The organism is Marivivens donghaensis (assembly GCF_011806565.1).
In the GTDB taxonomy this organism is placed as follows: domain Bacteria; phylum Pseudomonadota; class Alphaproteobacteria; order Rhodobacterales; family Rhodobacteraceae; genus Marivivens; species Marivivens donghaensis_A.
Genome location: NZ_JAATOP010000001.1, coordinates 528,568 through 555,482 on the forward strand (window position 1 = coordinate 528,568; position 26,915 = coordinate 555,482).

Genomic DNA, 26,915 nt, shown 5'->3' on the forward strand with positions numbered 1-26,915 from the left:
CGGAGGTTTCATGGAAAAGTTCGGGAAAAGCCAGTCGGTCAAACGCGTCGAGGACGTGCGTTTCATCACGGGCGAAGGTCGCTATGTCGCGGACATTGTGCCTGAAAATGCGCTGCGTGCCTATTTCGTCCGTTCCCCCATCGCTCATGGCCGCTTGGTGTCTGTTAATCTGGACGACGTGCGCGAAATGGACGGTGTGCGAATGGCGATGAGCGCCGCCGATCTGGAAGCCGCAGGCGTGCGGCTCGATATGAAAGCGATCCTCGTCAAGAACAAGGACGGCAAGCGTGCGACCAAAACGCTGCGCCCGCTGATGGCGACTGACCGCGTGCGTCACGTCGGCGAAGCTATCGCTGTCATCGTTGCCGACACCTTCGAACAGGCCCGCGACGCAGGCGAGATGGCGGACTTCGATATCGAGGAACTACCGCCCCACATCGACCTGCGCGTAGGCGGCTCCGCCATCTACGAGGAAGTGCCCGACAACATCGCCTACGATTGGGCGATGGGCGACGCCGATGCGGTCGAACAGGCCATCGCGCAAGCCGCACATGTCATCCATACCTCGGTCCCCGATAACCGCATCATCGTTAATTCGATGGAGCCGCGCGGCGCCTATGCCGAGCCCGACGGCAACCGTATCCACCTTTGCGTCAACGGTCAGGGCGTGTGGTCGGCTCGTGATGACGTCGCCCGACACCTCAAGCTCGCCAAAGAAGACGTGCGCGTGACGACCCCCGACGTCGGTGGCGGTTTCGGGATGAAAGCGATGGTTTATTGCGAGCCGATCATCGCCGCCTTCGCTGCGCGGACGCTGGGACAGGCGGTCGCGTGGATTCCCGACCGCAGCGAGTCGATGCTGTCTGACAACGCTGGCCGCGATCTGGTGACCGAAAGCACGCTGGCTTTCGACGAAAATTACAAGATCACGGCCTATAAAACGCGCACGCTGTCGAACCTCGGCGCCTATAACTCGCAGAACGGGCAGGTGATCCAGTCCGAGCTGTTCTCCAAGGTCGCGCCCGGCACCTACGATTTCAGCGCGATCCACCTAGAGGCCAAGGGCATTTACACCAACACCACCCCCGTCGACGCCTATCGCGGTGCGGGTCGTCCGGAGGCGATCTTTGTCCTCGAACGGTCGATGGATGCTGCCGCGCGCGAACTGGGCATAGACCCTTGGGAGCTGCGCCGCCGCAATTTCATCAAGCCGAGCCAGTTTCCCTACACCTCTGCGACGGGAATGCCCTACGATGTTGGAGATTTCGACAAACTGCTGACCGAGGCCGAAAAGCAGACCGAAGGCTACGACCAGCGCCGCCGCGCGAGCGAGGCGAAGGGTTGCCTGCGCGGGATGGGGCTGGCGTATTACATTGAAAGCATCCTCGGCGAGCCGAGCGAAACCGCGAAGGTCGAATTCCTTTGGGACGGTTCGGTCAACATTTATGTCGGGACGCAGTCGAACGGGCAGGGGCACGAGACTGTCTATGCGCAGTTCCTGTCTGATCAGACCGGCATTCCCGCCGAGGACATCACCGTCATGCAAGGTGACAGCGACCGCATCGCAACCGGCGGCGGCACCGGCGGGTCGCGCTCTGTAACCGTGCAGAACACCGCGACGCTGGCGACGGGCGAAACGATGATCACCCCGTTCTCTGCCTCCCTTCTGGAAAAAGAGGGCGGTGAGGTCACGTTCGACGACGAGCGTTTCCGGATTGAGAACTCGAACCTTTCCCCGTCGATGCAGGACGTGGCCCGCATGGCACGGGAGGATGGCCGCGAGGATCTGCTGTCCCATTCGGCGACGATCACCCTCGAAAACCGCAGCTTCCCGAACGGCTGTCACGTGGCCGAAGTCGAGGTCGATCCCGACACGGGCCAGCTACGTGTCGACCGCTACGTGGTGGTCGACGACTTCGGCAATCTCATCAACCCGATGCTGGCCGAAGGGCAGGTCCACGGCGGTGTCGCGCAGGGCCTTGGTCAAGCGGTGATGGAACAGACGGTTTTCGACAAGGACGGCCAGCTCCTTTCCGGCAGCTTTATGGACTACGCCATGCCCCGCGCCTCGGATATGCCGTGGGTCAAATTTACCTCCGTCCCCGTGCCGTCGAAATACAATCCGATGGGCATGAAGGGCTGCGGTGAGGCCGGAACCGTGGGCGCGCTGGCGGCTGTGACCAATGCCGTGATCGACGCGATTGGAACGGAAATTGCTATGCCATTAACGCCATATCGCGTGTGGCGGGCACTTCAGGAGAAAGGCGTTGAAGCTCGGTAACTGGATACTCCGGTTCTTTAACAAAGAGCCGCGCGTCGAAGAAAAAATCGTCCGGAAACGGGGTGCCGCGACGCATGTCATCATCCTCGATGGCACCAATTCGTCGCTGCGTCCGGAGGAAGAAACCAACGCGGGCCTCATCTACAAGCTGCTGCGCGAAAACGGCTATTCGGCCAATATGACGCTCTACTACGAGGCCGGTATCCAGTGGAAAGACTGGACCGAGACCTTCAGCGTCGTCGCTGGTCGCGGGATCAATCGGCAGATCAAACGGGCCTACGGTGCGCTCTGTTCCCGCTGGCGCGAAGGCGACGACATCGTGCTCATCGGGTTTTCGCGTGGAGCCTTCGCTGTCCGGTCCTTAGCCGGTGTCATCGACCGCGTCGGGCTTGTCCGAAGTCACCACGCCAATGAACGCAACATCCGGCAGGCGTATCGCTATTATTCTCAAGGTGCGGGCTCGCCCTATGCCAAGAAATTCAGCGAGCTGCACTGCACCCGCGACGTGACGATCAGCGCGCTGGGCTGCTTTGATACCGTCAAGTCACTTGGGCTGCGTGTTCCTCTGCTTTGGAAGCTTGAGGAGGAGCGCCACAGCTTCCACTCCGACGGCCTCGTTCCTGCGGTGAAGTCCGCTTTTCACGCGCTTGCCCTGCATGAAAACCGCGATGTCTTCGCGCCGGAAATCTGGAAAACGCCCGAAAACTGGACCGGCGTGATTGAACAGGCTTGGTTCCGGGGATCGCACGGTGATGTTGGCGGTCACATCACGCCGTTCACGAGCGCCCGTCCGTTATCGAACATTCCGCTCGTCTGGATGCTGGAAAAACTGGGAAACCACGGCCTGCCTCTGCCTGCCGGTTGGCGTCAGCAGTTTCCTTGTGATCCCGATGCGCCGGAAGTTGGCCTCTGGGTCGGGTGGGGGAAGCTATTCCTGCTCCGCCACAAGCGCATCGCCTGCACCGACCCGTCCGAGTTCATACACGAAACGGCGGAGTTGCCCCCGCCGCCACGTCATTGGTTCTTCGGTTTTCGAACGCGCAAGAGTTAGGCGACGTTCTCCAGCTGGACCTTCGGCGTGATGCCGAGCGCATGGCATACATCGCGGGTCAGTTCCGGCTTATTCAGCGTGTAGAAGTGCAGGTCTTCCACGCCGCCCTGAAGCAGATCATCACAAAGCTCGGTCGCAAGCGCAGTTGCCAGCAGGTCGGTGCCGCCGTGCTTCGTCGCGGTCTCGAACGCATCGGCGACGATGGTCGGGATGCTGGTTCCGCACATTGCCGCGAACTTGCGGGCGCCGTTCCAGTTTTCAATCGGCAGAATGCCCGGAATGATAGGGGCGTCGATGCCGGCCTTTTCGCAGGCGTCACGGAAGCGGAAGAATGTTTCGGCCTCAAAGAAGAACTGGGTGATCGCACTCGTCGCACCGGCATCAATCTTGCGCTTCAGCCATTCGACGTCTGCGGTCGCGCTCGGCGACTCGGGATGCTGCTCGGGGTAGGCTCCGACGCGGATGTTGAACTTGCCGGTGTCGGCCAGCGCGCCGATCAGCTCGATCGACGACTGGAAACCGTCTTCGTTCGGCTGGAAACCGTTCGAGCCCTTGGGCGGATCGCCACGCAGCGCCACGATGTCGGTCACGCCAACGTCGGCATAACCCTGCGCGATCTGCATGGTCTCTTCGCGCGATGCGTCAACGCAGGTCAGGTGCGCCGCGACCCGCAGGCCAGAGGTTTTGTGGATTGTGCCCACCGCATCGTGGGTCAGTTGGCGCGTCGTGCCGCCGGCACCGTAGGTCACCGACACGAAGGTCGGGTCCAGCGGCGACAGGACATTGACGCAATCCCACAGACGGAAGGACGCTTCGAGCGTCTTCGGCGGGAAAAATTCAAACGAAACATTCGGACGTGTCATCGGGTCACCTGCAAATTCTGTTATCCTCTTGTCGTCGAAAAAAACGTGTGAGACAAATTCATAACTCTCACGACGATCATGAGGTTCCCTCAACATGCATATTGAAGTGCGGCACCTGCGAACCATCAAGGCGATCCACGACACCGGCGGTCTCGCTCGGGCGGCGGACGTGCTGAACATCACGCAGTCGGCTTTGAGCCATCAGATCAAGGGGATCGAGGATCAGGCGGGCGTGGAATTGTTCGTGCGGCGTTCGAAGCCGTTGAAACTGTCGGCGGCTGGGAAACGGATGCTCAAGGCGGCGGAGAGTATTCTGCCAATCCTATCCGATCTTGAGGCCGAGTTTGACGGGCTCAAAGACGGCAGCACGGGCCGTCTACACATTGCGCTCGAATGCCACGCGTGTTTTGAATGGCTACTGCCGGTGCTCGAACAGTTCCGCAAGGTCTGGCCCGATGTGGATGTCGATATCCGCTCTAGCCTTGCATTCGATGCGATGAGCGCTCTGCGCCGCGAGGAGGTGGACCTCGTCATCACGTCCGACCCGAATGCCGACGATGTGGCGGTTTTCAATCCGCTGTTCGACTATTCGCCGGTGTTCGTTTGTTCGTCGCAGAATCCGCTGGCAGAAAAGAGCTTTGTCACAGCGGATGATTTCGTCGACCAGACATTGTTCACCTATCCTGTCGACCGTCCGAAGCTCGACATCTTCAAAATGCTGCTGACCCCGAACCGGGTAGAGCCGGAAGCGGTGCGTCAGGTCGAACTGACTGCGGTCATTCTGATGCTGGTCGCGTCAAATCGCGGTGTCGCTGTGCTGCCCGATTGGGTCGTGCGGCAGGTCGGCAAAGCGGCCGAGCATGTGGTGCTTCCGATTACCAAGGGTGGACTGACCCGGCGGATGTATGCGGCAACGCGGGATACCGAAAATACGCTTCCCTATATGGCGCACTTCATTCGGCTGGCTCGGCAAGAGGCTGTGAAGCTGCAGCGAGCATAGCTTTCTGGCGGGCAGCTTCGCGGGTTTCACTGAAAAGCCGGATGCGAATGTCCTCCAGCGGACGCGCTTTGCCGAAAAGATAGCCCTGCACGTAACGGCAGCCGAGTTCTTCGAGGTGGTCGGCCTGTTTGCGCGTCTCGACACCCTCGGCGATCACATCGACGCCAAGCCCTTCGGCAATATCGAGGAACCCGCGCACCAACACCTCGGCGGTCGGGTCGGTCACGAGGTCGGACACGAAACTGGTGTCGATCTTCAGCTCGTCGAATTCAAGTTGGCGCAGGTGCTGGAAGGACGCGAAGCCGGTGCCGAAATCATCCAGCGACACGCGCAGGCCAGCGTTGCGGAAGTGGGCGATGCTCTCGCGGATCATGTCGGCGGAGCGCGCGATAAAGACGTCCTCTGTAATTTCCAAAGTAATGTGCTGCCGCGCCCTTGCATAGCGCCCGAGCAGCATATCGAGTTCCGAACGTCCTGACATGGTCGCCAGCGCGACCTCGGGAATGTTGATGGAGACTTGGCCTGGGTCAATGCCTTCAGAAAGTAGCCTTTCGACATCACTGAGGATTGCGGTCGTCATGTGGATCATGAAATCGCCGTGGAGGCCCATTTCATTGATCTCCGGAATAAAGAGGGCAGGGGCGAGCACGCCTTTCTCGGGATGAATCCAGCGGGCTAGCGCCTCGAAACCGATGCTGCGTCCTGTGCTGAGGTCGACCTTCGGCTGGTAGAACGGCACGATCTGGCCCTGCGCCATTGCGCGAACGATGGAGGCGCGGTCTTCCAAAGTAGTGCGACGCTCGAACACCGATTTGTCGTAGAGGACCGCCCGCGATCCGGCGGCGTTTTTGGCGCGATACATCGCCTGGTCGGCAGCAGCACAGATCGCCTCGACCGTTTCGCCGGCGTAGGATGTCAGACCGACGCCGACGCTGGCGGTGACGTGGAGGTCTTTCTCTTCATAGTGAACCGGCTCGCTAACGGCGCGGCAGACGTATTGAGCCAAGCGCATCGCCGCCTGCTCGGATGCCACCGAGCGGAATGCCATTGCGAACTCGTCCCCACCCAGACGGGCCGCGATGCCAGTCGCACCGACCAGACCGCGGAGGCGTTCGGCAATGGCTTGGAGCACCTGATCGCCAGCTTCGTGGCTGTAGGTGTCGTTGATCGGCTTGAACCCGTCGAGGTCAATCAGAAAGACGCATACATCGGTCCCGATGCGCCTCGCGGTCAGCATGCGCGAAAGCTCCTCGTCGAATGCTCGGCGGTTCAGAAGACCGGTCAGCGGGTCGTGACGCGAAAGATGCTCGAGCGCGCGGAGGCGGGAGTTTGCTTCCTCCCGCGCGGCATTCAGCGCGCGCTGGGTGTCTTTCTGCTTATGGAGGGTCTCGTAGGTGTTGAAGATATAGACCACCATCATGCCGGTGGTGATCATCCATTCGGTATCAGTCGACGGCAGAAACGCATTCCCAGCAGCCAGCCAGAAGACAAGGAAGGCAGCGCCGAAGGAGGGCGCCATCAGGCTCCAGTTATAGAACGGCAGGGCCGCGAAGGTGTTGGTGATATGGACGAACACGCCGAAGAGCCACAGGAAACCTGCTAGCAACATGGCGGACGACGGCTCCGACGCTAGCAGATAGGCGGGGGCGAGGTAGAACAGCACCGATGTGCAATTCATGGCCCAGACGGCGACCACAAAGCTGACGGACATTTCATCGTCGCGGTCGGGGAGTTGCCGCGCCACTGCCTGCGCACAGAATTCGTAGCCTACGATGGAAATCGACATGATGATGGGCGTCGACACATAGCCAAGCCACAGCAATATCAGCATCATCATCGCGGCCGAGGCGAGGCGCTTGGCTATGTCCCGCGTCGCGATGTGAACCGCAAAGCGGGTCTGGTATCTGATTTTGTCCAAACTCGTCGAAATCATCTGCACCCACCGACCCTTTCGGAAGTTCTAGGTGACAAAAGCGAATAAAAGGTTAATGCAGAGAAAATATGCTACAGCCCCTCCGCACGGCCTTGCCCGCGCGGAGATATTTTTCTATAGGCGCTGTCTTGACCGTGAACGGAGGCCCCGATGGCTCAAAGTGCGAACATGAACGTGATGATCAAGACTGCCCGCAAGGTCGGTCGTGGATTGCTCAAGGACTTCACCGAAGTCGAGCAGCTTCAGGTCAGTTCCAAAGGTCCGGCGGACTTCGTGACCCGCGCCGACCGCCGCGCCGAAGAGACCATCCGCGATGAGCTGATGGCGGCCCGTCCGTCCTACGGTTTCCTCGGTGAAGAGGGCGGCGAGATCGAGGGCGAAGACCCGACCCGCCGCTGGATCGTCGACCCGCTCGACGGCACCACCAACTTCCTCCACGGTCTGCCGCAATGGGCTGTTTCGATCGCGCTCGAACACAAGGGCCAGATCATCGCGGGCGTCGTCTACGATCCCGTAAAGGACGAACTGTTCCACGCTGAAAAGGGCGGCGGTGCATGGATGAACGAAAGCCGTCTGCGCGTTTCGGCCCGCCACCGCATGATCGATTGCATCTTCGCAACTGGCCTGCCGTTCGCCGGTAGCACCGACCTGCCGCAAACCCTCAAGGACCTGTCGCAGCTTCTGCCCGCGACCGCTGGTGTTCGCCGTTTTGGCGCCGCGTCGCTCGACCTGTGCTATGTCGCTGCCGGCCGCTTCGACGGCTTCTGGGAACGTCGTCTGAACGCATGGGACATCGCCGCCGGTCTGGTCATCGCGCGCGAAGCCGGCGCCTTCATCGAGCCGATCCGCACCGAGGCGAAGGACGTGTTCGAAGATCGCTCGCTCATCGTCGCAAACGAGGGCGTTTTCCCCGCTCTGGCAAAGGTCATCCGCAACGCGGCTGCCTGATCACCCTCGGCAACGATTTTCAAAAGCGCGTCCGTTCGGGCGCGCTTTTTGCTTTGTAGGGCATGATCATCCTAATCAAAGATGAGAGAATGCCTAATTTGTGTGCGCGATGCGCAAGGTTCGGCACTTTTTCCGGTGATCACGGTAAGAACATTTGACATAACGGCCATTCTGCAATTTCAGTCCCCGAAATCCAGAAAACCCCCAATCTCTCGGAGAATGTCGTGAACGATCGCGTGGCCGAACTTGATGCGTTTGACCGGAAAATTCTTGATATCGTTGCAGTCGAAGGGCGCATCAGTGTCACCGAACTTTCCCGCCGGATCGGCCTGTCGAAGTCACCGACGCAGGCGCGCCTGAAGCGCCTCGAAGATACGGGGATGATCCGCGGCTACCGCGCGCTGTTCGACCCGATCCGTTTGGGCCGCGATCACGTTGCCTTTGTCGAGGTCAAACTCACCGACACCCGCGAGGCCGCATTGGCGTCCTTCAACGAAGCGATTATGAAGATCCCCGAAATCGAACAATGCCACCTCATCGCGGGCCAGTTCGACTATCTTCTGAAGGTGCGCACGTCGAGCATGACCGCCTATCGCCTCGTTCTGGCAGAGAAAATCTCGACCCTGCCGTTCCTTGCCAACACTTCGACCTACGTGGCGATGCAGGCGGTCAAGGAAGAAGGTGTGTCCGCCGCCGTCACCGAAGCAACCATCTAAAAGCAGTAGAATTTTCGCGGTCTCCTCTTGGCGAATGCCGCCGAAGTTGATAGCCAATCCTCGGCGCCCGCGTGGTGGAATGGTAGACATCGGAGACTTAAAATCTCTTGGCTTAGGCCGTGCCGGTTCGAGTCCGGCCGCGGGTACCAGCGCCTCTGTTTCGAGTTGAGCCTGCCTCGGATATCGGGATATTCCTGTAGTCAAACGAGGTCCGCGATTGAATACTCCCCGCATATTTCCACAAGGCGTTGACGGGCTTCTGGTCCGTTTCGGCGATGTGTTGGACGACGAGACCAACGCGCGTGCGTTGCAGTTTGCCGAAGTCGCGGCGGGCCTTGGTGGAGTGCTTGAGGCGGCAGGCGGCCTGACATCTGTCTATGTGCGTTTCGACCCGGTTGTTGGGCGCGCGTCGGTGGAGCAGACGGTGTCGGCTGCTTTGGCAAACGAAGGGCAGGCTGAAGCGCAGCCCTCGCGTCTGTGGAAAGTACCGTGCTGTTTTGCGGGCGACTATGCGCCCCAGTTGGCGGAAGCGGCTGAGCTTGCGGGCGTGACGCCCGGTGTCGCGGTGACCGAACTCTGCGCCGAACCTGTGCGTGTGATGGCGATCGGATTTGCACCCGGGCAGCCTTATCTGGGGCTGTTGCCGGATCACTGGAACATTCCGCGCCAAACCAACCTCACCGCCGAAGTACCCCAAGGCGCGTTGACCGTCGCCGTGCGGCAGTTAGTGCTTTTCGCCAATCCATCACCGACCGGTTGGCGGCAGGTGGGGCGGACAGGGTTCCGATGTTTCGACATGGATCGGCCCGAAGCCTTCGCGTTGAAACCCGGCGATCTGATGCAGTTCGATGCGGTCTCGGCGGTCGAATTCCAAAGCCTGCTGAATGCACCGATGGGCGGGGCAGTTCTGTCATGATCGTCGAAGTGCTCAGAGCCGGTCGCGGCGTGACCATTCAGGACCAAGGCCGTGCGGGCCTGATCGCGCAAGGCTTGTCTCGTGGTGGCGCGGTGGACCGACTGGCGTTGCTGGAAGTTGAGGCATTACTGAAACGCCGCGTTTCGGTGATTGAGCTGGCGGGGGCGGGTGCCTCTTTCCGCATTGGTCAGGGGTGCCAGATCGCACTGACCGGAGCGCCGCGAAAAGCCAATGCCGACGGGAACCCGCTACGTTGGAACGCCAGCCATAATCTGGCCGCTGGATCGGTGCTTACCATTACTGCGGGGCAGGGATACGCCTATGTTGCGTTCGACGCGGCGCTGGGCAGGCCCGAAGTGATCGGCAGCCAATCCGCCCATTTGAAGGGCGGGATCGGCGGCCATCTCGAACAGTGCGAACTGCATTTTATCGACGCCCGCACCGGGACGTCCGATCTGCTTGACGTTGTCGACCGCACGGCTGGCGGCAACGTCCGCTTCATGGCGGGGCCGCAGACCGACGCCTTTGGCGAGGAGGCACTTGCGGCCTTCACCAGCCAAACGTTCACCAAATCCGCGCGGAGCAATCGGCAGGGGGCTGGCCTCGATGGAACGGTGGCTTTGGATGCCAGTCAACTCAGCCGCGTCTCCGATTTCATCACCGAGGGCGATATCCAGATCACGGGCAACGGCGCGCCTTTCGTCTTGCTGGCAGAGTGTCAGACGATCGGCGGCTACCCCCGTATCGGAACGGTGCTACCCTGCGATATTCCCATTGTTGCGCAAGCAAAACCGGGTGCCGAGTTGCGGTTCGAACTGGTTTCGACCGATGAGGCCGAGGCGCTTTGGCAATCCGACGTGCAACAGGTCGCCGCGCTTCGCAGTAAAATCAGCCCGCTTTTGCGCGATCCTGCGACGATGAATGACCTGTTGTCTTATCAGTTGGTGAGCGGGTTTATCCGAGGGGACGAAGAATGGCTCTGACAGTCGATCTAAACGCAGACATGGGCGAGGGCATCGGGCAGGACGCACTGCTGCTGGACGTGGTGACCTCGGCCAATATCTGTTGCGGCCTTCACGCAGGTTCACCGCAAGTCATGGCAGACACGATGGAAGCCGCGATGAAGCGCGGCGTCGGTATCGGCGCCCACCCCGGGTTTGACGATCGCGCCAATTTCGGCCGTACCCGCATGACGCTCGGGACCGTAGATCTGGCCTCGCTCATCCGTTATCAAGTCGGTGCGGCAAAAGCGGTTGCCGATGGGCTCGGCACGCGGCTCGATCATCTGAAACTACACGGGGCGATGGCGAATATGGCGACCGAAGACGTCGCATTTGCCGAAACCGCTTTCCGCGCCGCCTTGCAGGTCGCGCCGGAAATGAAGCTGATGGTCATCGCCGCAACGGCCCAGCAGACGGCGGCAGAGAAGCTCGGCGTGTCGTTCATCGGAGAGATTTTCGCGGACCGCGCCTATAACGACGACGCAACGCTCGTGGACCGTAGGCTCGAAGGCGCAGTGATCCACGATGCCGAATTTGCCTCCAGCCGCGTGCTTGCGATGTTGGAGGCGGGGGCGATCATCTCTGCGTCCGGCACCCATATCCCGACCCGTATTGACACCGTCTGCCTGCATGGCGACACCGCCGAAGCGCTGGAGATGGCGCGCACGCTGCTCACCCGCCTCACCGAGGCAGGCGTCGTCATCCAGCGCGCAAAGTAACGTCAGCCTGCCAGTTTGGCCGCATGCCTGAGGACCGCGCCCCAGAATAATGTCAGGAGAGCCACGGCGAGCGGCGGGCCGAGTGTCGCCAGATCGCCGTCCCACTGCGCGATCAGCACGATCAAGCCTAGCACGAAGCCGATGTATCCGCCGCGAAGGCAACCGTCACCGAACGCTGCAATCCGTGTCTGGTCCGGTTTCGGCGCTAGTGCAGCAGACACGCCGATCAGGACCACGACGGTCAGCGCTGGCACGTCCGAAAACGGTCCGAAGCCGCCGCTGAATTGCATGGCTGCGATGAGGCAGCCGGCGAATATGACCAGTCCGAGCAGGCGTTGCATTGCGGTCTCCTCTCCTCACGTCGAAGCGAAGACTACCAGTGATCAGCCGTTCCAAGCAGACGATTGACAGCGGCCCATCAGTATAGCGGCGGGGCCTGCGCGGTCTCTCAATCACCAGATGGTGTAACCGGCGTCGACCTTTAGCACGGTGCCGGTAATGCCGGAGGCGGCGCGGGAAGCGAGGAAGGTGATCGCCGCGGCGACTTCCTCCGGCTCGACCATGCGGCGCATCGGCGTGCCTTCCATCCAGACGTCGTAGAGCTCGGGGTTCTTGGCCGAGATGTTGGACATCGGCGTGTTCACATAGGTCGGCGCGACAGCGTTGACCCTGATCCCATGCTCGGCCCATTCGCCCGCGAGCGATTGCGTGAGGTGGTGGAGGCCCGCTTTGGCCGCGTTGTAATGCACCTGCCGCTGGGGCTTGTTGGAGATCAGGCCCGACATGGACCCCACCGTGACGATGGCTCAGCCGCGACCGATCATCCGCTTGCCGAAGCTCTGGCATGTCCAGAACGCACCGTCGAGATCGATGGCCATCAGACGGCGCCACGCTTCGGGCGAAAGGTCCTCGGCCGCCGTATCCGGCCAAGCGATGCCAGCGTTGGCAATCAGCACGTCGAAGGTGTCAAGCCTGTCGGCCAGCGCTTCGGTCGCGGGTTGGTCGGCCACGTCGAGCGCATAGCCATAGACCTCGAAACCCAGCCCGCGCAGGAACGACAGCCCCTCTTGCAGTAGGTCTTCGTTGTGGTCGCTGATCGTGACGTTCGCGCCTGCTTCGGCCAGCGCCCGCGCAGAGCAAAGCCCGATGCCGCGCCCGCCGCCCGTGATAAACGACCCTTTGCCGGTAAAATCCGGCAATTCTTTGAACATTAAATCCCCACTTATTCGCGCAGCAAAACCGCTGGCGAACCGTCAAATTTCCCGAAGTTTTCGCATGGTGCCTTGCAGCACAGGATCAGCGACCAGCGCGCGGTAGCTCTGGAAAAGCTGGTCGTAGGTCGCGTGAGCGGTCATGTCAGGCGTCACTTTGCGGCTACTGCGCGCCCCGAAACGGGCGGCCCCGTCCGCGTAGTCGCTGACGATCGCCGATGCGACCGCCCCGTGGATGGCCGCGCCGACGGCGGTCGCGTTGGCAATCTCGGGCACGATGATCTCGCGGCCTAGCACATCGGCCATCGTCTGGATGAGCAAAGCATTTCGGGACGCAAGACCGCTGGTCATGATGACTTGCCCTATTTCGAAGCCGCCGTCGGCAAAGAGGTCGTGCATGAGGCGCATCCCGTAGCAAAGCGCCTCGATTAGCGCGCGATAAACGTCGACGGAGGTCGTCTGCATATTCAGCCCGAGGATCATGCCGCTTAGGTCCGAGCGGGCGTGCGGGACGCGGTTGCCGTTCCACCAGTCGAGCGCCAAAAGGCGGTTCGCGCCCGCAGGGATTTGGCGCGCCTCTGCCTCGTAATTAGCGAAGCTCTCGGCTGGCGTGCTGCCGTTCGGAAACGCTTCGACGAACCATGCTAGCGTATCGCCGAAACTCGCCTGACCGGCCTCGTAGCACCACAGGTCGCGCAACGCGCCGTTGAATGCCACGCCCTCGATGCCTTTGGGCAGGCGCGGAGGCTGGTCGTCAATCATCATTGCGCCGGCAGAAGTGCCAAGCGCGGCGACAAAGGTGCCTGCGCTCGCCGCGCCGACTGCTGGCAGTACGACATGGGAGTCGATGACCGCGACCGCAACGGTGCATGGGCCGATGATGCCGGCGTCAGCCAGCCATTCGTCCGTGAGGTCTCCGGCGGGTGAGCCGACTGGTAGCGGATCGGTCAGGCGCGCGGCCATGCCTGGGATGCCAACATCGGGATAGCCGCGCCCGTCCTGGAATTGCGCTTTGTAGGCGGCAAAGCCGAGGCCCCGCGCTTGGACGCCGGTCAGTTGCCAGACCAGCCAGTCGCCTCCTTCGATGAACCTGTCGGTTTGAGCCCATATATCGGGCGCTTCCTCGGCGATCTGCGCGGCCTTTGCCATGAGCCACTCGCCCGAGACCTTGCCGTTGAAATTATCAAGCCACGGCCCGCCCATCGCGCTGATCCGTTCGGCCTGCGGCTGTGCGGCGCCATGTTTCCAGAGCTTGACGTAGGCGTGCGGCGCATGGGGCGCGATGCGATCAAGCGGCGTGCCGTCGGCGCGGCAGGGCAGGGGAGAGCTTGCCGTGAACCCCAAACCGATGCTGCGCACACGCTTGCCGTTGCCGATACGTCCGAGGATATCGCGGGCCGCCGCCAGATAATCGTCGGCGACTTGAAGCGCCCAGCTACGCGGCAGGGGTGTGCCATCGGGGAGGCTCTTGGTCAGCGTGCCGTGGCGATAGTCATGGACGTGGGACGCGACCTCTTGGCCCGTCGCGATGTCCAGCAGCACGCCGCGCGCGGAGGCGGAGCCGTAGTCGAGGCCGATAATATACTCGTTCATATTGGTGCCTGCGGAGCCCGTGAATACTCTTGGCCGACTTGATAACGCCGATTTCGCTAAATTAGTCGACCGTATTTGGAGCAGACAAAATAAGTCTGACTAAATTTGCAACTATTTATAGAAAGTTAGCCAGATATTTCGCCAAAATGGCTCGCGGCGAGAGATGACCGGCGAACCCGCCGGTCATCGTTCTTGGTTGCCGCTACGCGCTGAGTTCCGACAGGATGCGGGCCCAGCTGCGGATGCCCTTGTGGAAGCTGCGCACGTCGTACTTTTCGTTCGGTGAGTGGATGGAGTCGTCCTCCAGCGCGAAGCCGATCAGCATGGCGTCCATATCAAGGATGGTCTTGAAGTAGCCAGCCACAGGGATCGACCCGCCCGAGCCGGTGAAGGCCGCAGCGTTCGGCCATTCGTCGGTGAGCGCGAGGCGCGCCTTTTCGAACGCGGGGTTGCTGGTTGCCATGACGGACGCCGGACCTGCGCCATGATCCTTGAACGTGACCGAGCAATCCGGCGGCAGCTGCTCTTTGACCCAGTTCTGGAAATTCTCGCGGATTTTTAGCGGGTCCTGCGTTCCGACGAGGCGGAAGCTGATCTTGGCCGAAGCTTGCGAGGGCAGCACGGTTTTAAATCCGTCGCCTGTGTAGCCGCCAGTGATGCCGTTGAACTCTGCGGTCGGACGGGCCCAGATCTGCTCCAGTACCGACTTGTCCGTCTCGCCCGCGGGCGTGTCGAGGCCGACCTCTTTCAGAAAGCTCTTGGCGTCGAAGCCGAGCGCGTCCCACTGGCCAAGCAGCTCGTCAGACAGCTCCGGCACGCCGTCATAGAAATCGGGCACCGTGATGCGGCCGTTTTCGTCGTGCATGTTGGCGCAGATCTTCGTCAGCACACGGATCGGGTTGATCGCGGGGCCGCCGTACATGCCCGAATGAAGGTCCTTGGACGGCCCGGTGATCGTGACTTCCTGACCGAGCAGGCCGCGCAGCATCGTGGTGATCGCGGGCGTGTCATAGTCGAACAGGTCGGTATCGCAGATCAGCGCAACGTCGGCTTTCAGCTCGTCCGCGTGTTCCTTGAGGAACGGGATCAGCGACGGCGAGCCGGACTCTTCCTCACCTTCGAAGAAAATGGTGATCTTGCACGGAAGCTTGCCATGCTCTGCAACCCACGCGCGGCAAGCTTCGACGAAGGTCATCAGCTGGCCTTTGTCGTCGGACGAACCACGAGCGCGGATGACTTTGCCGTTCGCGGTGTCTTCGATGGCGGGGTCGAACGGGTCGCGGTTCCACAGTTCCAGCGGGTCGGCGGGCTGCACGTCGTAGTGGCCGTAAAACAGCACGTGCGTGCCGCCTTCGCCGCCTTGTGCGACCACCATCGGATGACCGGGGGTAGGGCGGGAGGATGCTTCAAAGCCGATGGATTTGAGATCCTCGACCAGCCAGTCGGCCGCTTTTGCACATTCCTGCTTGTAGGCAGGGTCGGTGCTGATCGATGGAATACGGAGCAATTCCATCAGGCGGTCCAACGCACCGTCGAGGTCCGTGTCGATACGGGTGAGAACTGGAGTAAGGGACATTTGCTCTCCTTTGAGTTTCCGATCGGACACTAATCCTGTAAAATCGGGTGTCTAGAGGCGGTTCTGTGCGAAAATGTGACTGGGGGAGCCAAAGGTAGCGTATTGTTCCGCATTACGAGAGTCTATAAAGACCCCCCAACCTGCCGTTAGCGCGTTAGCGCTGCCCTGACGTGAAGGATGCTCTCTTGAACTACGAAGCCCAACTCGATTCCGCCATTGGTAAACTCCATGAGGAAGGCCGGTATCGTACATTCATCGATATCGAGCGCCAGAAGGGCCAGTTCCCGCACGCCGTATGGCGCAAGGAAGACGGAAGCGAGCAGCCGATCACCGTATGGTGCGGGAACGACTATCTGGGCATGGGCCAACATCCCGTCGTTCTGGCGGCAATGCACGAAGCGCTGGACGCCACTGGCGCAGGATCGGGCGGTACGCGCAACATCTCGGGCACGACCGTTTACCACAAGCGCCTCGAAGCAGAGCTGGCCGACCTTCACCAGAAAGAAGCGGCACTTCTGTTCACCAGCGCCTACATCGCCAACGACGCGACCCTCTCGACGCTGCCGAAACTGTTCCCCGGTCTCATCATCTATTCGGACGAGCTGAACCACGCGTCGATGATCGAGGGCATTCGCCGCAACGGTGGTGCCAAGCGCGTCTTCAAGCACAATGACCTTGCCGATCTGCGCGCCAAGCTCGAAGCGGACGATCCCGCCGCGCCGAAGCTGATCGCGTTCGAGTCTGTCTACTCGATGGACGGCGACTTCGGTCCGATCAAGGAACTGTGCGACCTCGCCGAGGAATTCGGTGCGCTGACCTACCTCGATGAAGTCCACGCTGTCGGCATGTACGGCCCCCGCGGTGGCGGCGTTGCCGAGCGTGACGGCCTGCTGGACCGCATCGACATCATCAACGGCACTCTGGGCAAGGCTTTCGGTGTCCATGGTGGCTATATCGCCGCCTCGGCCAAGATGTGCGACGCCGTGCGCTCCTATGCCCCCGGTTTCATCTTCACCACCTCGATCCCGCCGGCTGTTGCTGCGGGTGCAGCGGCGTCGGTCGCGCATCTCAAGCAGGATCAGGCCCTACGTGACCTCCATCAGGAGCGTGCAAAAGTCCTGAAACTGCGCCTCAAGGGCCTTGGTCTGCCGATCATCGACCACGGCTCGCACATCGTTCCGGTCATTGTCGGCGACCCCGTCCACACCAAGAAGTTGTCGGACATGTTGCTGAAGGAGTTCGGAATCTACGTCCAGCCGATCAACTTTCCGACAGTTCCCCGTGGGACGGAGCGTCTTCGTTTCACTCCGTCGCCGGTGCATGGACCACAAGAAATTGACCACCTCGTAGGCGCTATGGACAATCTGTGGTCCCATTGTGCGCTAAATCGTGCCGAAATGGCGGGGTAAAATTTTTCTGCGGGTGCGTGAAGATGTCGTGTATGTTACTTGGCATCAAGGCGTCTAGTTGAACTCGAATCGGGATACTCGGGATGGGCGCCATGTGTTTTGAGGCGGTGGGACGGCCTAATGATCGGGAAGAGCTTCAGGCGGAAGCCGGCAGTCGAAGAGACTGAAGTCAAAGGGTTCGATGGTTTCGAACTGCGCTTGGGTGACCTCATGCGCGGTGAGCGTGCGACCATGGGCAAGAGCCTTTTGGACGTCCAGCGCGAACTCAAGATCAAAGCTGCCTACATTGCCGCAATCGAAAACGCCGATCCGTCGGCATTCGATACCCCCGGTTTCATCGCAGGTTATGTGCGTTCCTATGCGCGCTACCTCAACATGGACCCCGAGCAAGCCTTCGATAAATTCTGCGCCGAAAGCGGTTTCACCACCGCGCACGGCATGTCGCCCGCTGCATCGGCTAAAAAGCCGGAGCGCGAAGAGCGAAGCTTCAAGTCCAGCAACGATATGTTCGACTCGCCGTCGACCCCGTTCATTCCGGCGGGCGAGGGTATGCTGTCGCGTATCGAACCGGGTGCTATCGGTTCGGTTCTGGTGCTGGCTGCGCTGATCTGCGGTCTGGGCTATGGCGGTTGGACGGTCCTGCAAGAAGTGCAGAAGGTCCAGTTCGCACCGGTCGAGAATACCCCCATCGTCGTCGCAGACCTCGATCCGCTCGCCGGTGTCGCTGCCGAACGCGCGGGCACCTCGCTCGATGCCGGCACCTCGATGGCCGCGTTCGAGACCCCGAACAACGATACCCTTGACCGTATGTACCGTCCGCAGGCGCTTGATATGCCCGTGCTGATCGCGCGCGACGGTCCGATTTCCTCGCTCAATCCGGCCACCATGGGCACCCTTGCGCCCGAGGTCGAGGCCGCACCCGTCATTGCCGACGCGACCGAAGCGGCTACCGAAACCCTCGCGCCGAGCGGCGTTCAGGTCACAGAGCCGCCCGCACCGCAGCTCGCGATGGTTGCTGTGCGTCCGGCTTGGGTCCGCGTGACTGCCGCTAACGGCACCGTAATTTTCGAAGGCATTATGAATGCTGGCGACACCTATGAGGTGCCGCAGACCGAAGATCCCGCAACGCTGCGCGTCGGCGAATCCGGTGCGATGTATTTTGCGATCAACGGCACGCACTACGGTCCGGTCGGCGAAAGCGGTAAGGTGACATCGAATCTCCCGCTGGCAACCGATCAGCTTGCCCAATCGCTTCAGGTCGCTGATCTGAATGCCGATGCCGACCTCGCGGACTTTGTTCGTGTGGCCGAGGCAGAGACGACGTCACAATAACTTTGCCTCGCGGCCCGTTGCCTGTTGGCAGCTTGCGCTTTAGTTAGGACGCAAGCTGCAATCGAGGTTTCGCATGTCGCACAATCCCATCCGTCCCTGGCGTAATATCGACCGCCGCAAGTCCCGCCAGATCATGGTTGGCAACGTGCCGGTGGGTGGCGACGCGCCGATCTCCGTGCAGACGATGACCAACACGCTGACCCACGACGTCAAAGCGACGCTGGATCAGGTGATGCGCGCTGCCGAAGCTGGCGCGGACATCGTGCGTGTCTCGGCGCCCGATGTTGAATCGAGCATGGCGCTGAAAGAGATTTGCCGCGAAAGCCCCGTGCCGATCGTGGCGGACATCCACTTCCACTATAAGCGCGCTATCGAGGCTGCCGAGAATGGCGCGGCCTGTCTGCGCATCAATCCCGGCAACATCGGTGACGAAAAGCGCGTCAAAGAGGTCATCAAGGCCGCGAAGGACCACGGCTGTTCGATCCGTATCGGCGTGAATGCTGGCTCGCTCGAACGTCACCTGCTGGACAAATACGGCGAGCCGACCCCCGACGCGATGGTGGAAAGCGGCCTCGACCACATCAAGATCCTTCAGGACAATGACTTCCACGAATTTAAGATCAGCTGCAAAGCCTCGGACGTTTTCATGGCGGCTGCGGCCTACCAGATGCTAGCGGACGCGACTGACGCGCCGATCCACCTTGGGATCACCGAAGCGGGCGGTCTGATGTCGGGCACGATCAAGTCGGCTATCGGCATGGGCAACCTGCTGTGGATGGGGATCGGGGACACGCTGCGCGTCAGCCTTTCGGCCGATCCTGTCGAAGAGGTGAAGGTCGGTTACGAAATCCTCAAGTCGCTCGGCCTGCGCCACCGCGGCGTGAACATCATCTCCTGCCCGAGCTGCGCGCGTCAGGGCTTTGACGTGATCAAGACTGTCGAGATCCTCGAAGACCGTCTCCAACACATCAAGACGCCGATGAGTCTTTCGATCATCGGCTGCGTGGTGAACGGTCCGGGTGAGGCGCTGATGACCGATGTCGGCTTTACCGGCGGCGGTGCAGGGTCGGGCATGGTCTATCTGGCGGGCAAGCAGAGCCACAAGCTCGGCAACGATGGCATGATCGAACACATCGTCGAGCAGGTCGAAAAGAAGGCCGCCGAGATCGAAGCGGCGAACGCGACCGAATAAGACCTGAACACTGAAACGAAAACGGGGGCCAGTCGGCCCCCGTTTTTTGTTATTCAGCTGCTTCTGCCGCTGGCGGCGTCGATTTCGGCGCCAGTTTCTCCATCGCATCGAACTGCGACAGGAAGATCTCGCCCGTCAGTTCGTGCAGGAAGTGCGAGGTTTGCAGCTTGTCCATAACGGGGCCTTTGACCTCGGACATGTGCAGCTTGATGTTGTTCGCCTTGAGTCGCTCGTTGATCGCTTCGAGGCTTTCCAGCGCCGAGAAGTCGATGGCGTTCACTGCCGACATCATCAGAACGAGGTTCTTCACGCCGCAATCCGGCTGGATACGGTCATAGATGAAGTCTTCGAGGAAACGCGCATTGGCGAAGTAGAGGCTTTCGTCGACGCGGATCGTGACCAGCGAAGGATCGGTGATGACCGTGTGGCGGCGGATGTTGCGGAAGTGCTCGGTGCCTGCAACGAGTCCGACTTCTGCAATGTGCGGACGTGAGGTCTTGAGCAGGAACAGGATGACCGAGAGGCCGACACCTGCCGAAACACCGACCTCGACACCGAACAGCAGGGTCAGGGCAATCGTGGTCGCGACGGCAAAGAAGTCCTGACGCGAGTAGCCCCACGAGCGCTTGAGGATCGAGAAATCGACGAGGCTCAGAACCGCAACGATGATGGTCGCCGCCAGCGTTGCCTTCGGGAGGAAATACAGCAGCGGGGTGAGCGCGACAGCGGCAATGGCCAGACCGACAGCGGTAAAGGCACCGGCAGCGGGCGTTTCGGCACCTGCGTCGAAGTTCACGACCGAGCGGGCAAAGCCGCCGGTGACCGGATAGCCGCCGGTGAAGGCAGCGCCGATGTTGGCAGCGCCAAGGCCGATGAGTTCCTGATCCGGCACGATGCGCTGACGCTTCTTCGCGGCGAGCGTCTGGGCAACCGAGATCGATTCAACGAAGCCGATGATCGAGATCAGAAGGGCAGGAACGAACAGCTGGCCAATCACGGTGGGCGACAGGTCTGGCATGGTGAAGGGCGGCAGGCTCTGCGGAACGGAACCGACGATCTTGACGCCCCAGTCATTCAGACCAAGCGCCCAAGTGACAACGGTGGTCGCGACGACGGCAGCGACCGGACCGGCTTTGGTCAGGATGTCGGCCATGCGCGGCTTGAGGCCCTTCGACAGCAGCAGCGGCTTCAGACCCTTGCGAACCCAGAACAGGAACACGGTCGCAGCAACACCTAGGATCAGCGTGATGAAATTGAGGCCGGAAATGTTGTGGAACAGGCTCTCAATCATGTGGGGCAGGGTGTGGCCCGACAGGTTGATGCCGAGGATGTGGCCGATCTGGCTGCCTGCGATCAGGATGCCGGAAGCGGTGATGAAACCTGCGATCACAGGGTGCGACAGGAAGTTGGCGATAAAGCCGAGCTTCAGCAGGCCGAGGGCCAACAGCATGACGCCCGACAGGAACGCGAGCGACAGGGCCGCTGTGGCGTAACCCATCGTGCCGCTTTCGGCGATGTTGCCGATAGCAGCAGCGGTCATGAGCGAGACGACGGCCACGGGGCCGACAGCCAGCGAACGCGAGGTGCCGAAGACCGCATAGAGCATAATCGGCACGATGGAGGCGTAGATACCGGCTTCGGGCGGCAGACCGGCGAGCAGCGCGTAGGCCAGCGACTGCGGCACGAGCATGATCGTCACGATCACGGCGGCGATCAGGTCGTTCGACAGCGCATCGCGGTTATAGGTGCGACCCCATTGGAGGATCGGCAGATAGCGGGAGAGAGAGGAGAAGTTCATTGGTGCCTCGAACCGAGGAAAAAGAAAAAGGTGGCGGAGCTATGTGGGAACCCCGCCAAGGTGCTGCCCGGCATGGACACCGGGCAGATATGGGTCACGAATTGGCCGAAATCGCTTCGGGTTTGACCATCCATTCGCGACCGCGAAGCATGGCTTTCCAGTAGACCGGCGGCAGCGCGGTCTCTTTGAGCCACCATGCCGCGCGGGTCGGCTTGGTCCCGTCGAGCAGGAACTTGGGGAAGCTCGGGAGGAGCTTGCCGCCGTAGCCGAACTCGGCGAGGACGATCTTGCCGCGCTCGACGGTGAGCGGGCAGGAGCCGTAACCGTTGTACTGCACAGCGGCGGACTTGCCGTCGATATCGGCGCAGACGTTCTCGGCCACGACAGGCGCCTGAACACGGGCCGCAGCGGCGGTCTTTGCGTTCGGCGCGTTCATCACGTCACCCAGCGACCAGATGTTTTCATAGGTCTTGTGACGCAGGGTGGACTGGTCGACGTCGACCCAGCCGGCAGCATCGGCCAGCGGAGAGACGCGGATGAAGTCAGGGGCGACCTGCGGCGGCACGACGTGGATCATGTCGAAGTCGACGGTGACTTCGGTCTTTTCGGTGTCCGGCTTGGCCACGGTAAAGGTCGCCTTCTTCGCCTCGCCGTCGATCGACTTGAGGTTATGGAAGAAGTTGAGGGTCGCGTCGTACTTCTCGATGTATTTCTCGAGGGCGGGCACGTATTCCTTCACGCCGAACAGCACACCGCCAGCGTTCATGAACTGGATGTCGATGTCCTTGAGGGTGCCGTTGCGGTACCAATGGTCGCCGGACAGATACATCGCCTTCTGCGGCGCGCCAGCGCACTTGATCGGCATCGGCGGCTGGGTGAAGATCGCCTTGCCCTCTTTCATTTCGCTGACCAGCTTCCACGTGTAGGGCGCAAGGTCATAGCGGTAGTTCGAGGTCACACCGTTTCTTCCGAGCGTTTCGACAAGACCTTCGATGCCGTTCCAGTTCAGCTTAAGACCCGGCGCAACGATCAGGCGCTTGTAGCCCACGGTGCGGCAGCCATCGAGGATGACGACGTTGTCTTTCGGTTCGAACGCGGCGACGGCGGCTTTGATCCACGTAATATCACGGGGGATCAGGCTGCCCATCGTCTTGGAGGTTTCTTCGGGGTGGAACACACCGCCACCGACGAGCGTCCAGCCCGGCTGGTAGTAGTGGATATCCGCCGGATCGATGATCGCGATCTGGAGGTTCGGTTTGCGGGCCTTCAGCGAGGCCGCGACCGAGATACCGCCTGCACCGGCACCGACGATGACGACTTCATACGAGGCGTCGGTGGTGTTGGTCGGGGTCTTGCCGCCGTTGACGATGCGGCGGACAACGCCGCCCATGTTGTAGCCAGCCGCCTTGGTGGTGGCGAGGATATCCGAGGTCGACAGCTTGTTCGCTTGGCTCAGCGACCACAGCGTCGCGGAGCGGGTGCCGGTGCGGCAGTAGGCCAGCACCGGACCAGGGAGGGTATCAAGGGCATCGCCGAACTTCTCAGCGTCGTCATCGCCAACCTTGCCCGAGACGATGGGCAGGTAGAGGGTCTCGAGACCGGCCGCTTTAGCTGCGGTTTCGATCTCTTCAAACGTCGGCTGGTCCGCGCCTTCACCGTCGGGACGGTTGCAGATGATCGCGCGGAAGCCCGCTTCGGCGATTGCCGGAACGTCGGCGGCAGTGATCTGCGGCGTTACGCTCAGGCGTTTGCTGATGGTCTTGATGTCCATGATATCTCCTCTCCTTGTTTATTTTTTTGCGAGGTCGGTCCGGCCTTAGAGGCCGTTGACCGGAACCTTCAGCATCGGGTTGCCGTCCTTGTCGGTCGGCACTTCACCCGCGCGCATGTTCACTTGGAGCGAGGGGATAATTAGACGCGGCATGGCGAGCTGCGCATCACGCTCGGTGCGGAACTTGACGAACTCTTCTTTCGTCTTGCCTTCACCAACGTGGATGTTGTGGGTCTTCTCGTCGCCGACGGTGGTTTCCCACTGGATGTCACGACCGTTCGGGCCGTAGTCGTGACACATGAAGAGGCGCATATCGACCGGCAGTTCCAGCACTTTCTGGATCGAGTCGAACAGGATGCCTGCGTCGCCACCCGGGAAGTCGGCGCGGGCCGAGCCACCGTCCGGCATGAACAGGGTGTCGCCGACGAACGAGGCGTTGCCCATCGTGTGGACCATGCAAGCAGGCGTGTGACCCGGCGTGTGCATGGCGAAACACTTCATGTTGCCGACCATGTATTCGTCGCCGTCCTGGAACAGCTTGTCGAACTGCGAGCCGTCACGCTGGAATTCGGTGCCTTCGTTGAAGACTTTGCCGAAAACGTCCTGAACGGTCTTGATGTGCTCGCCGATACCGATCTTGCCGCCCAGTTTTTTCTGGATGTACGGCGCAGCCGAGAGGTGGTCGGCGTGGACGTGGGTTTCGATCAGCCACTCCAGCTCCAGACCTTCGTCTTCGATGTACTTGATGATCTCGTCAGCCGAATCGTACGTGATACGGCCTGCGGCGTAATCAATGTCCATGACCGAGTCGACGACGGCACACTTCTTGGTTTCCGGATCCTTGACCACATACGAGATGGTCCATGTCGCTTCGTCGAAGAAAGCTTTGACGTCCGGGGTGATATCCATGTTGACGGGGTAATTTGTCATTTTCGGTACTCCTCGTGCGAGCTTGCGCTCTAAGAAAGACTTCGCAGCCTATCAGGTCTATACCTGAAAACATTGCGATGTTGAAATGTATATGCTCCCATACTTTGATTGTGTCAACGGAAGCATTGCAAAAGCCAGATAAAATCTTCAAAAAAATGAATATGTATTGGTGTGTGAGATCACTCAAACGTCCCAAAGGGCAGTTTTTCCAAGGGGTTACGGTCTGCACTACCCGATCGAGTAGGGCGATCTGACACGGGGTAAGCGCAACCTCTGGGCGCGTCATTCGAGCGTTCGGCGCTTGGAATTCCTTTGACCGAGTCGCGCATTGCGCCTCACTCAAAGACGGCTATTCTGCACGTCTATCGATAGAGGAAGACGCCCCGTGATTAAGCTGATCGACGTTCACCACCCGTGGTTCAAGCCGCTCTGGCGCCGTATCCTCGTTGTCATCCTGCCGCTCGGCTGGGCCTTGTTTGAGCTGTCGCGGGATGACGAAATGTGGGCGCTGCTCTTCGGTGCGATCGGCATTTACGCGGCATACATGCTGTTCTGGGTCTTCCGCACGGAACACGCGAACTCCGAAAGTGAGGGTTGAGCGGGCCGCGCCAAGCGCTCATCCATACGTGGAAAACTGTTGTTCTGTTGGACACACATGGACAAAACGCATGTATACGAAGGGTTAGTGACTACCCAATAGTGCATTTCGATATATCCTTGGGCCTAAGAAATCCGAGGAGGGTGCCATGCGTAAAAAAGGCCTCAAAGTTTCGATGGGCAAAACCGGCTTCCATTTCTGGCAAGTCAAAATCGGTCGCACCCCTGCGCCGTCGATCCGCGTGATGAACTACGATTTCCGCCCGAATACGGGAAAGCGCCCGTTCTCACAGGCGCTCCTCAACGTGTCCGCTATCGGTGATGCGCAAAAACGCCCGACGATCTCTGCCGAAGAAGCCGCGCTGGTTGTCGAGGTGGAGGCCGAGATGATCCAGCCTCCGGTTCAGGAACAACGCCGCCCTTCGCTGAGCCTCGTTACGTAATCACATTCGGAGCCTCGCGGCCCGTATTCTTCACGATACCTGCAATCTCGTCTGCTGCCGCAATGATCGGCGCGAGCGCCTCTTGTGCATCGCGGTGCAGCTTCGACTGATCGGTCTCGTACTCTTCCAGATAAACGCGGATCGTCGCGCCGACGGTGCCAGTGCCCGACAGGCGGAACACAACGCGGCCGCCCGAGGTAAAGCCGATGCGAATGCCCTGCTTGGTCGCGCGGCTGCCGTCGACCGGATCGTCATAAGCAAATTCGTCCGCCGTCGCGATGGTGAGCGGGCCGTAGGTCTGGCCGGGTAGCTCTTCGAAGCGGGCACGCAGGCCGTCCATCAGCGCATTGGCCTTCTCGGCTTCCACGTCCTCGTAGTCGTGGCGACTGTAGTAATTGCGACCGTATTCAGCCCAGTGATCGGCCATGATCTCTTTGACCGACTTGCCCGTCGCCGCGAGGATGTTGAGCCACAGCAGTACAGCCCAGAGGCCATCCTTTTCGCGCACGTGGTTTGAGCCGGTGCCTGCGCTTTCCTCACCGCAGAGCGTCGCACGACCCGCGTCGAGCAGGTTGCCGAAGAACTTCCAGCCGGTCGGGGTCTCGAAACACTCGATGCCCTTCTTTTCGGCCACGCGGTCGACCGCGCCGGAGGTCGGCATAGAACGCGCCACACCTGCGAGGCCATCCGCATAAGCCGGAGCGACGGTCGCCTGAGCGGCCAGCACGGCGAGGCTGTCGGACGGGGTCACATACTGGCCTTTGCCGACGATCATGTTGCGGTCGCCGTCACCGTCGGAAGCTGCGCCAAAGTCGGGCGCATCATCGCCCATCATCAGGTCCATCAGTCCCTTGGCCCAGATCGGGTTCGGGTCGGGGTGACCGCCGCCGAAGTCGGGCAGGGGCGTCGCATTGACCACGGTGCCCTCAGCCGCGCCGAGGCGACCTTCGAGGATCGCTTTGGCATAGGGGCCGGTCACGGCGTGCATCGCGTCGAACCGCATGGTGAAGCCGCCCGCGAACAGTTTTGCGATGGCGTCGAAGTCAAAGAGCTTCTCCATCAGTTCGGCATAGTCGGCCACGGGGTCAATGATCTCGACGGTCATGTCGCCGACCTTCGTGGTGCCGATCGCACCAAGGTCGATGTCCGCAGTGTCGAGCGTCTTGTATTGGACGATCTCTTTGGTGCGGTCGAAGATCTTGTCCGTAACATGCTCGGCCGCCGGACCACCGTTCGGGCCGTTGTATTTCAAACCGAAGTCCTCATCCGGACCGCCGGGGTTATGCGAGGCCGACAGGATCAGGCCGCCGTCGGTGCCGTTCTTGCGGATCAGGTTCGACGCGGCAGGGGTCGAACAGATGCCGCCCTGACCGACGATGCACTTCGACGCGCCATTGGCCGCGGCCATGCGCAGGATCGTCTGGATCGCGCTGTCGTTGAAGTAACGACCATCGCCGCCGACCACGAGCGTTTTGCCCTGCACGCCGCCGATCCCGTCGAAAATCGACTGGACGTAATTCTCAAGGTAGTGCGGCTGCATGAAGACCTTCGTCTTTTTGCGCAGGCCGCTGGTGCCGGGTTTCTGACCGTCAATCGGTTGGGTGTCGACCAAAATGGGTTCCATAATACTTCCTT

General features: G+C 60.9%; 22 protein-coding genes, 1 tRNA gene and 1 pseudogene. 14 read left to right on the plus strand and 10 right to left on the minus strand.

Features of this window, described 5'->3' with window-relative positions; all coding sequences use genetic code 11:
- Positions 1-10 precede the first annotated feature (10 nt).
- Both HCZ30_RS02605 and HCZ30_RS02610 read left to right on the plus strand, forming a co-directional pair.
- Positions 11-2,281, plus strand: coding sequence for a xanthine dehydrogenase family protein molybdopterin-binding subunit (locus HCZ30_RS02605; protein WP_167636198.1), 2,271 nt, complete (start codon positions 11-13; stop codon positions 2,279-2,281).
- The gene (locus tag HCZ30_RS02610; protein WP_167636199.1) at positions 2,268-3,332 is read left to right on the plus strand and encodes a DUF2235 domain-containing protein; all 1,065 of its coding nucleotides are present in this window, start codon (positions 2,268-2,270) and stop codon (positions 3,330-3,332) included. The genes HCZ30_RS02605 and HCZ30_RS02610 overlap by 14 nt, the downstream gene beginning before the upstream one ends.
- Here the strand turns inward: HCZ30_RS02610 and metF are convergent.
- Positions 3,329-4,195, minus strand: a complete 867-nt coding sequence (metF, locus tag HCZ30_RS02615; protein ID WP_167636200.1) for a methylenetetrahydrofolate reductase [NAD(P)H] — start codon at positions 4,193-4,195, stop codon at positions 3,329-3,331. The genes HCZ30_RS02610 and metF overlap by 4 nt on opposite strands.
- 94 nt (positions 4,196-4,289) lie before the next feature.
- Here metF and HCZ30_RS02620 point away from each other — a divergent pair, with 94 nt between their 5' ends.
- Positions 4,290-5,195, plus strand: coding sequence for a LysR family transcriptional regulator (locus tag HCZ30_RS02620; RefSeq protein ID WP_167636201.1), 906 nt, complete (start codon positions 4,290-4,292; stop codon positions 5,193-5,195).
- Here HCZ30_RS02620 and HCZ30_RS02625 read toward each other — a convergent pair.
- Positions 5,149-7,128: a putative bifunctional diguanylate cyclase/phosphodiesterase gene (locus HCZ30_RS02625; RefSeq protein ID WP_167636202.1), complete on the minus strand. Its 1,980-nt coding sequence runs from the start codon at positions 7,126-7,128 to the stop codon at positions 5,149-5,151. The genes HCZ30_RS02620 and HCZ30_RS02625 overlap by 47 nt on opposite strands.
- 150 nt (positions 7,129-7,278) lie before the next feature.
- Between HCZ30_RS02625 and HCZ30_RS02630 the strand changes: the two genes are divergently transcribed.
- From HCZ30_RS02630 to HCZ30_RS02655, 6 genes are all read left to right on the plus strand, one after another.
- Entirely contained in the window at positions 7,279-8,076 is a 798-nt protein-coding gene (locus HCZ30_RS02630) for an inositol monophosphatase family protein (protein WP_167636203.1), read from the plus strand.
- A gap of 224 nt (positions 8,077-8,300) precedes the next feature.
- Positions 8,301-8,792, plus strand: a complete 492-nt coding sequence (locus tag HCZ30_RS02635; RefSeq protein ID WP_167636204.1) for an Lrp/AsnC ligand binding domain-containing protein — start codon at positions 8,301-8,303, stop codon at positions 8,790-8,792.
- Positions 8,793-8,857: 65 nt separating this feature from the next.
- Positions 8,858-8,941: transfer RNA gene (locus tag HCZ30_RS02640), tRNA-Leu, on the plus strand.
- Positions 8,942-9,009: 68 nt separating this feature from the next.
- Entirely contained in the window at positions 9,010-9,708 is a 699-nt protein-coding gene (locus HCZ30_RS02645; protein ID WP_167636205.1) for a 5-oxoprolinase subunit B family protein, read from the plus strand.
- Complete coding sequence (locus HCZ30_RS02650; RefSeq protein WP_167636206.1) at positions 9,705-10,691, plus strand: biotin-dependent carboxyltransferase family protein; 987 nt, start codon at positions 9,705-9,707, stop codon at positions 10,689-10,691. Before HCZ30_RS02645 ends, HCZ30_RS02650 begins: the two co-directional genes overlap by 4 nt.
- Positions 10,682-11,428, plus strand: a complete 747-nt coding sequence (locus tag HCZ30_RS02655; RefSeq protein ID WP_167636207.1) for a LamB/YcsF family protein — start codon at positions 10,682-10,684, stop codon at positions 11,426-11,428. Before HCZ30_RS02650 ends, HCZ30_RS02655 begins: the two co-directional genes overlap by 10 nt.
- 2 nt (positions 11,429-11,430) lie before the next feature.
- Here the strand turns inward: HCZ30_RS02655 and HCZ30_RS02660 are convergent, their stop codons facing one another.
- The 4 genes and pseudogenes from HCZ30_RS02660 to HCZ30_RS02675 form a co-directional block, all read right to left on the minus strand.
- Positions 11,431-11,769 (minus strand): hypothetical protein, encoded by a 339-nt coding sequence (locus HCZ30_RS02660; RefSeq protein ID WP_167636208.1) that lies wholly within the window; start codon positions 11,767-11,769, stop codon positions 11,431-11,433.
- A 111-nt stretch (positions 11,770-11,880) separates the two neighbouring features.
- Positions 11,881-12,639 (minus strand): annotated as a pseudogene (locus tag HCZ30_RS16585) (SDR family NAD(P)-dependent oxidoreductase).
- Between the two features lie 42 nt (positions 12,640-12,681).
- A complete protein-coding gene (locus tag HCZ30_RS02670) occupies positions 12,682-14,232 on the minus strand; it encodes an FGGY-family carbohydrate kinase (protein WP_167636209.1) in 1,551 nt (516 codons plus the stop codon).
- Between the two features lie 202 nt (positions 14,233-14,434).
- Entirely contained in the window at positions 14,435-15,808 is a 1,374-nt protein-coding gene (locus HCZ30_RS02675) for a M20/M25/M40 family metallo-hydrolase (RefSeq protein ID WP_167636210.1), read from the minus strand.
- 185 nt (positions 15,809-15,993) lie between these two features.
- Here HCZ30_RS02675 and hemA point away from each other — a divergent pair, with 185 nt between their 5' ends.
- From hemA to ispG, 3 genes are all read left to right on the plus strand, one after another.
- Positions 15,994-17,217: a 5-aminolevulinate synthase gene (gene hemA / locus HCZ30_RS02680; protein WP_167636211.1), complete on the plus strand. Its 1,224-nt coding sequence runs from the start codon at positions 15,994-15,996 to the stop codon at positions 17,215-17,217.
- A 120-nt stretch (positions 17,218-17,337) separates the two neighbouring features.
- Positions 17,338-18,549 carry a helix-turn-helix domain-containing protein gene (locus tag HCZ30_RS02685; protein WP_167636212.1) on the plus strand — a complete coding sequence of 404 codons (1,212 nt, stop codon included), beginning with the start codon at positions 17,338-17,340 and terminating at the stop codon, positions 18,547-18,549.
- A 73-nt stretch (positions 18,550-18,622) separates the two neighbouring features.
- Positions 18,623-19,741, plus strand: a complete 1,119-nt coding sequence (gene ispG, locus HCZ30_RS02690) for a flavodoxin-dependent (E)-4-hydroxy-3-methylbut-2-enyl-diphosphate synthase (RefSeq protein WP_167636213.1) — start codon at positions 18,623-18,625, stop codon at positions 19,739-19,741.
- A 49-nt stretch (positions 19,742-19,790) separates the two neighbouring features.
- Here the strand turns inward: ispG and HCZ30_RS02695 are convergent, their stop codons facing one another.
- The 3 genes from HCZ30_RS02695 to HCZ30_RS02705 form a co-directional block, all read right to left on the minus strand.
- Positions 19,791-21,539: a SulP family inorganic anion transporter gene (locus tag HCZ30_RS02695; RefSeq protein WP_167636214.1), complete on the minus strand. Its 1,749-nt coding sequence runs from the start codon at positions 21,537-21,539 to the stop codon at positions 19,791-19,793.
- A 94-nt stretch (positions 21,540-21,633) separates the two neighbouring features.
- Entirely contained in the window at positions 21,634-23,310 is a 1,677-nt protein-coding gene (locus HCZ30_RS02700; RefSeq protein ID WP_167636215.1) for a bifunctional protein tyrosine phosphatase family protein/NAD(P)/FAD-dependent oxidoreductase, read from the minus strand.
- A 45-nt stretch (positions 23,311-23,355) separates the two neighbouring features.
- On the minus strand, positions 23,356-24,240 hold the full coding sequence (locus tag HCZ30_RS02705) for an MBL fold metallo-hydrolase (RefSeq protein ID WP_167636216.1): 885 nt from the start codon (positions 24,238-24,240) through the stop codon (positions 23,356-23,358).
- A 385-nt stretch (positions 24,241-24,625) separates the two neighbouring features.
- On the opposite strand from HCZ30_RS02705, the gene HCZ30_RS02710 reads away from it, so the two are divergent.
- Positions 24,626-24,838 carry a hypothetical protein gene (locus HCZ30_RS02710; protein WP_167636217.1) on the plus strand — a complete coding sequence of 71 codons (213 nt, stop codon included), beginning with the start codon at positions 24,626-24,628 and terminating at the stop codon, positions 24,836-24,838.
- A gap of 148 nt (positions 24,839-24,986) precedes the next feature.
- Positions 24,987-25,280: a hypothetical protein gene (locus HCZ30_RS02715; protein ID WP_167636218.1), complete on the plus strand. Its 294-nt coding sequence runs from the start codon at positions 24,987-24,989 to the stop codon at positions 25,278-25,280.
- Here HCZ30_RS02715 and HCZ30_RS02720 read toward each other — a convergent pair.
- Positions 25,273-26,904 carry an alpha-D-glucose phosphate-specific phosphoglucomutase gene (locus HCZ30_RS02720; RefSeq protein WP_167636219.1) on the minus strand — a complete coding sequence of 544 codons (1,632 nt, stop codon included), beginning with the start codon at positions 26,902-26,904 and terminating at the stop codon, positions 25,273-25,275. The two genes, HCZ30_RS02715 and HCZ30_RS02720, sit on opposite strands and share 8 nt — an antisense overlap.
- Positions 26,905-26,915 lie beyond the last annotated feature (11 nt).

Coding starts and splice junctions, on each gene's coding strand:
- HCZ30_RS02685 (WP_167636212.1), top strand. CDS start 17,338: ATGATCGGGAAGAGCTTCAGGCGGAAGCCGGCAGTCGAAGAGACTGAA.
- HCZ30_RS02705 (WP_167636216.1), bottom strand. CDS start 24,240: ATGACAAATTACCCCGTCAACATGGATATCACCCCGGACGTCAAAGCT.
- HCZ30_RS02630 (WP_167636203.1), top strand. CDS start 7,279: ATGGCTCAAAGTGCGAACATGAACGTGATGATCAAGACTGCCCGCAAG.
- HCZ30_RS02695 (WP_167636214.1), bottom strand. CDS start 21,539: ATGAACTTCTCCTCTCTCTCCCGCTATCTGCCGATCCTCCAATGGGGT.
- HCZ30_RS02675 (WP_167636210.1), bottom strand. CDS start 15,808: ATGTCCCTTACTCCAGTTCTCACCCGTATCGACACGGACCTCGACGGT.
- HCZ30_RS02660 (WP_167636208.1), bottom strand. CDS start 11,769: ATGCAACGCCTGCTCGGACTGGTCATATTCGCCGGCTGCCTCATCGCA.
- HCZ30_RS02620 (WP_167636201.1), top strand. CDS start 4,290: ATGCATATTGAAGTGCGGCACCTGCGAACCATCAAGGCGATCCACGAC.
- metF (WP_167636200.1), bottom strand. CDS start 4,195: ATGACACGTCCGAATGTTTCGTTTGAATTTTTCCCGCCGAAGACGCTC.
- HCZ30_RS02625 (WP_167636202.1), bottom strand. CDS start 7,128: ATGATTTCGACGAGTTTGGACAAAATCAGATACCAGACCCGCTTTGCG.
- HCZ30_RS02715 (WP_167636218.1), top strand. CDS start 24,987: ATGCGTAAAAAAGGCCTCAAAGTTTCGATGGGCAAAACCGGCTTCCAT.
- ispG (WP_167636213.1), top strand. CDS start 18,623: ATGTCGCACAATCCCATCCGTCCCTGGCGTAATATCGACCGCCGCAAG.
- HCZ30_RS02700 (WP_167636215.1), bottom strand. CDS start 23,310: ATGGACATCAAGACCATCAGCAAACGCCTGAGCGTAACGCCGCAGATC.
- HCZ30_RS02650 (WP_167636206.1), top strand. CDS start 9,705: ATGATCGTCGAAGTGCTCAGAGCCGGTCGCGGCGTGACCATTCAGGAC.
- HCZ30_RS02670 (WP_167636209.1), bottom strand. CDS start 14,232: ATGAACGAGTATATTATCGGCCTCGACTACGGCTCCGCCTCCGCGCGC.
- HCZ30_RS02605 (WP_167636198.1), top strand. CDS start 11: ATGGAAAAGTTCGGGAAAAGCCAGTCGGTCAAACGCGTCGAGGACGTG.
- HCZ30_RS02655 (WP_167636207.1), top strand. CDS start 10,682: ATGGCTCTGACAGTCGATCTAAACGCAGACATGGGCGAGGGCATCGGG.
- HCZ30_RS02720 (WP_167636219.1), bottom strand. CDS start 26,904: ATGGAACCCATTTTGGTCGACACCCAACCGATTGACGGTCAGAAACCC.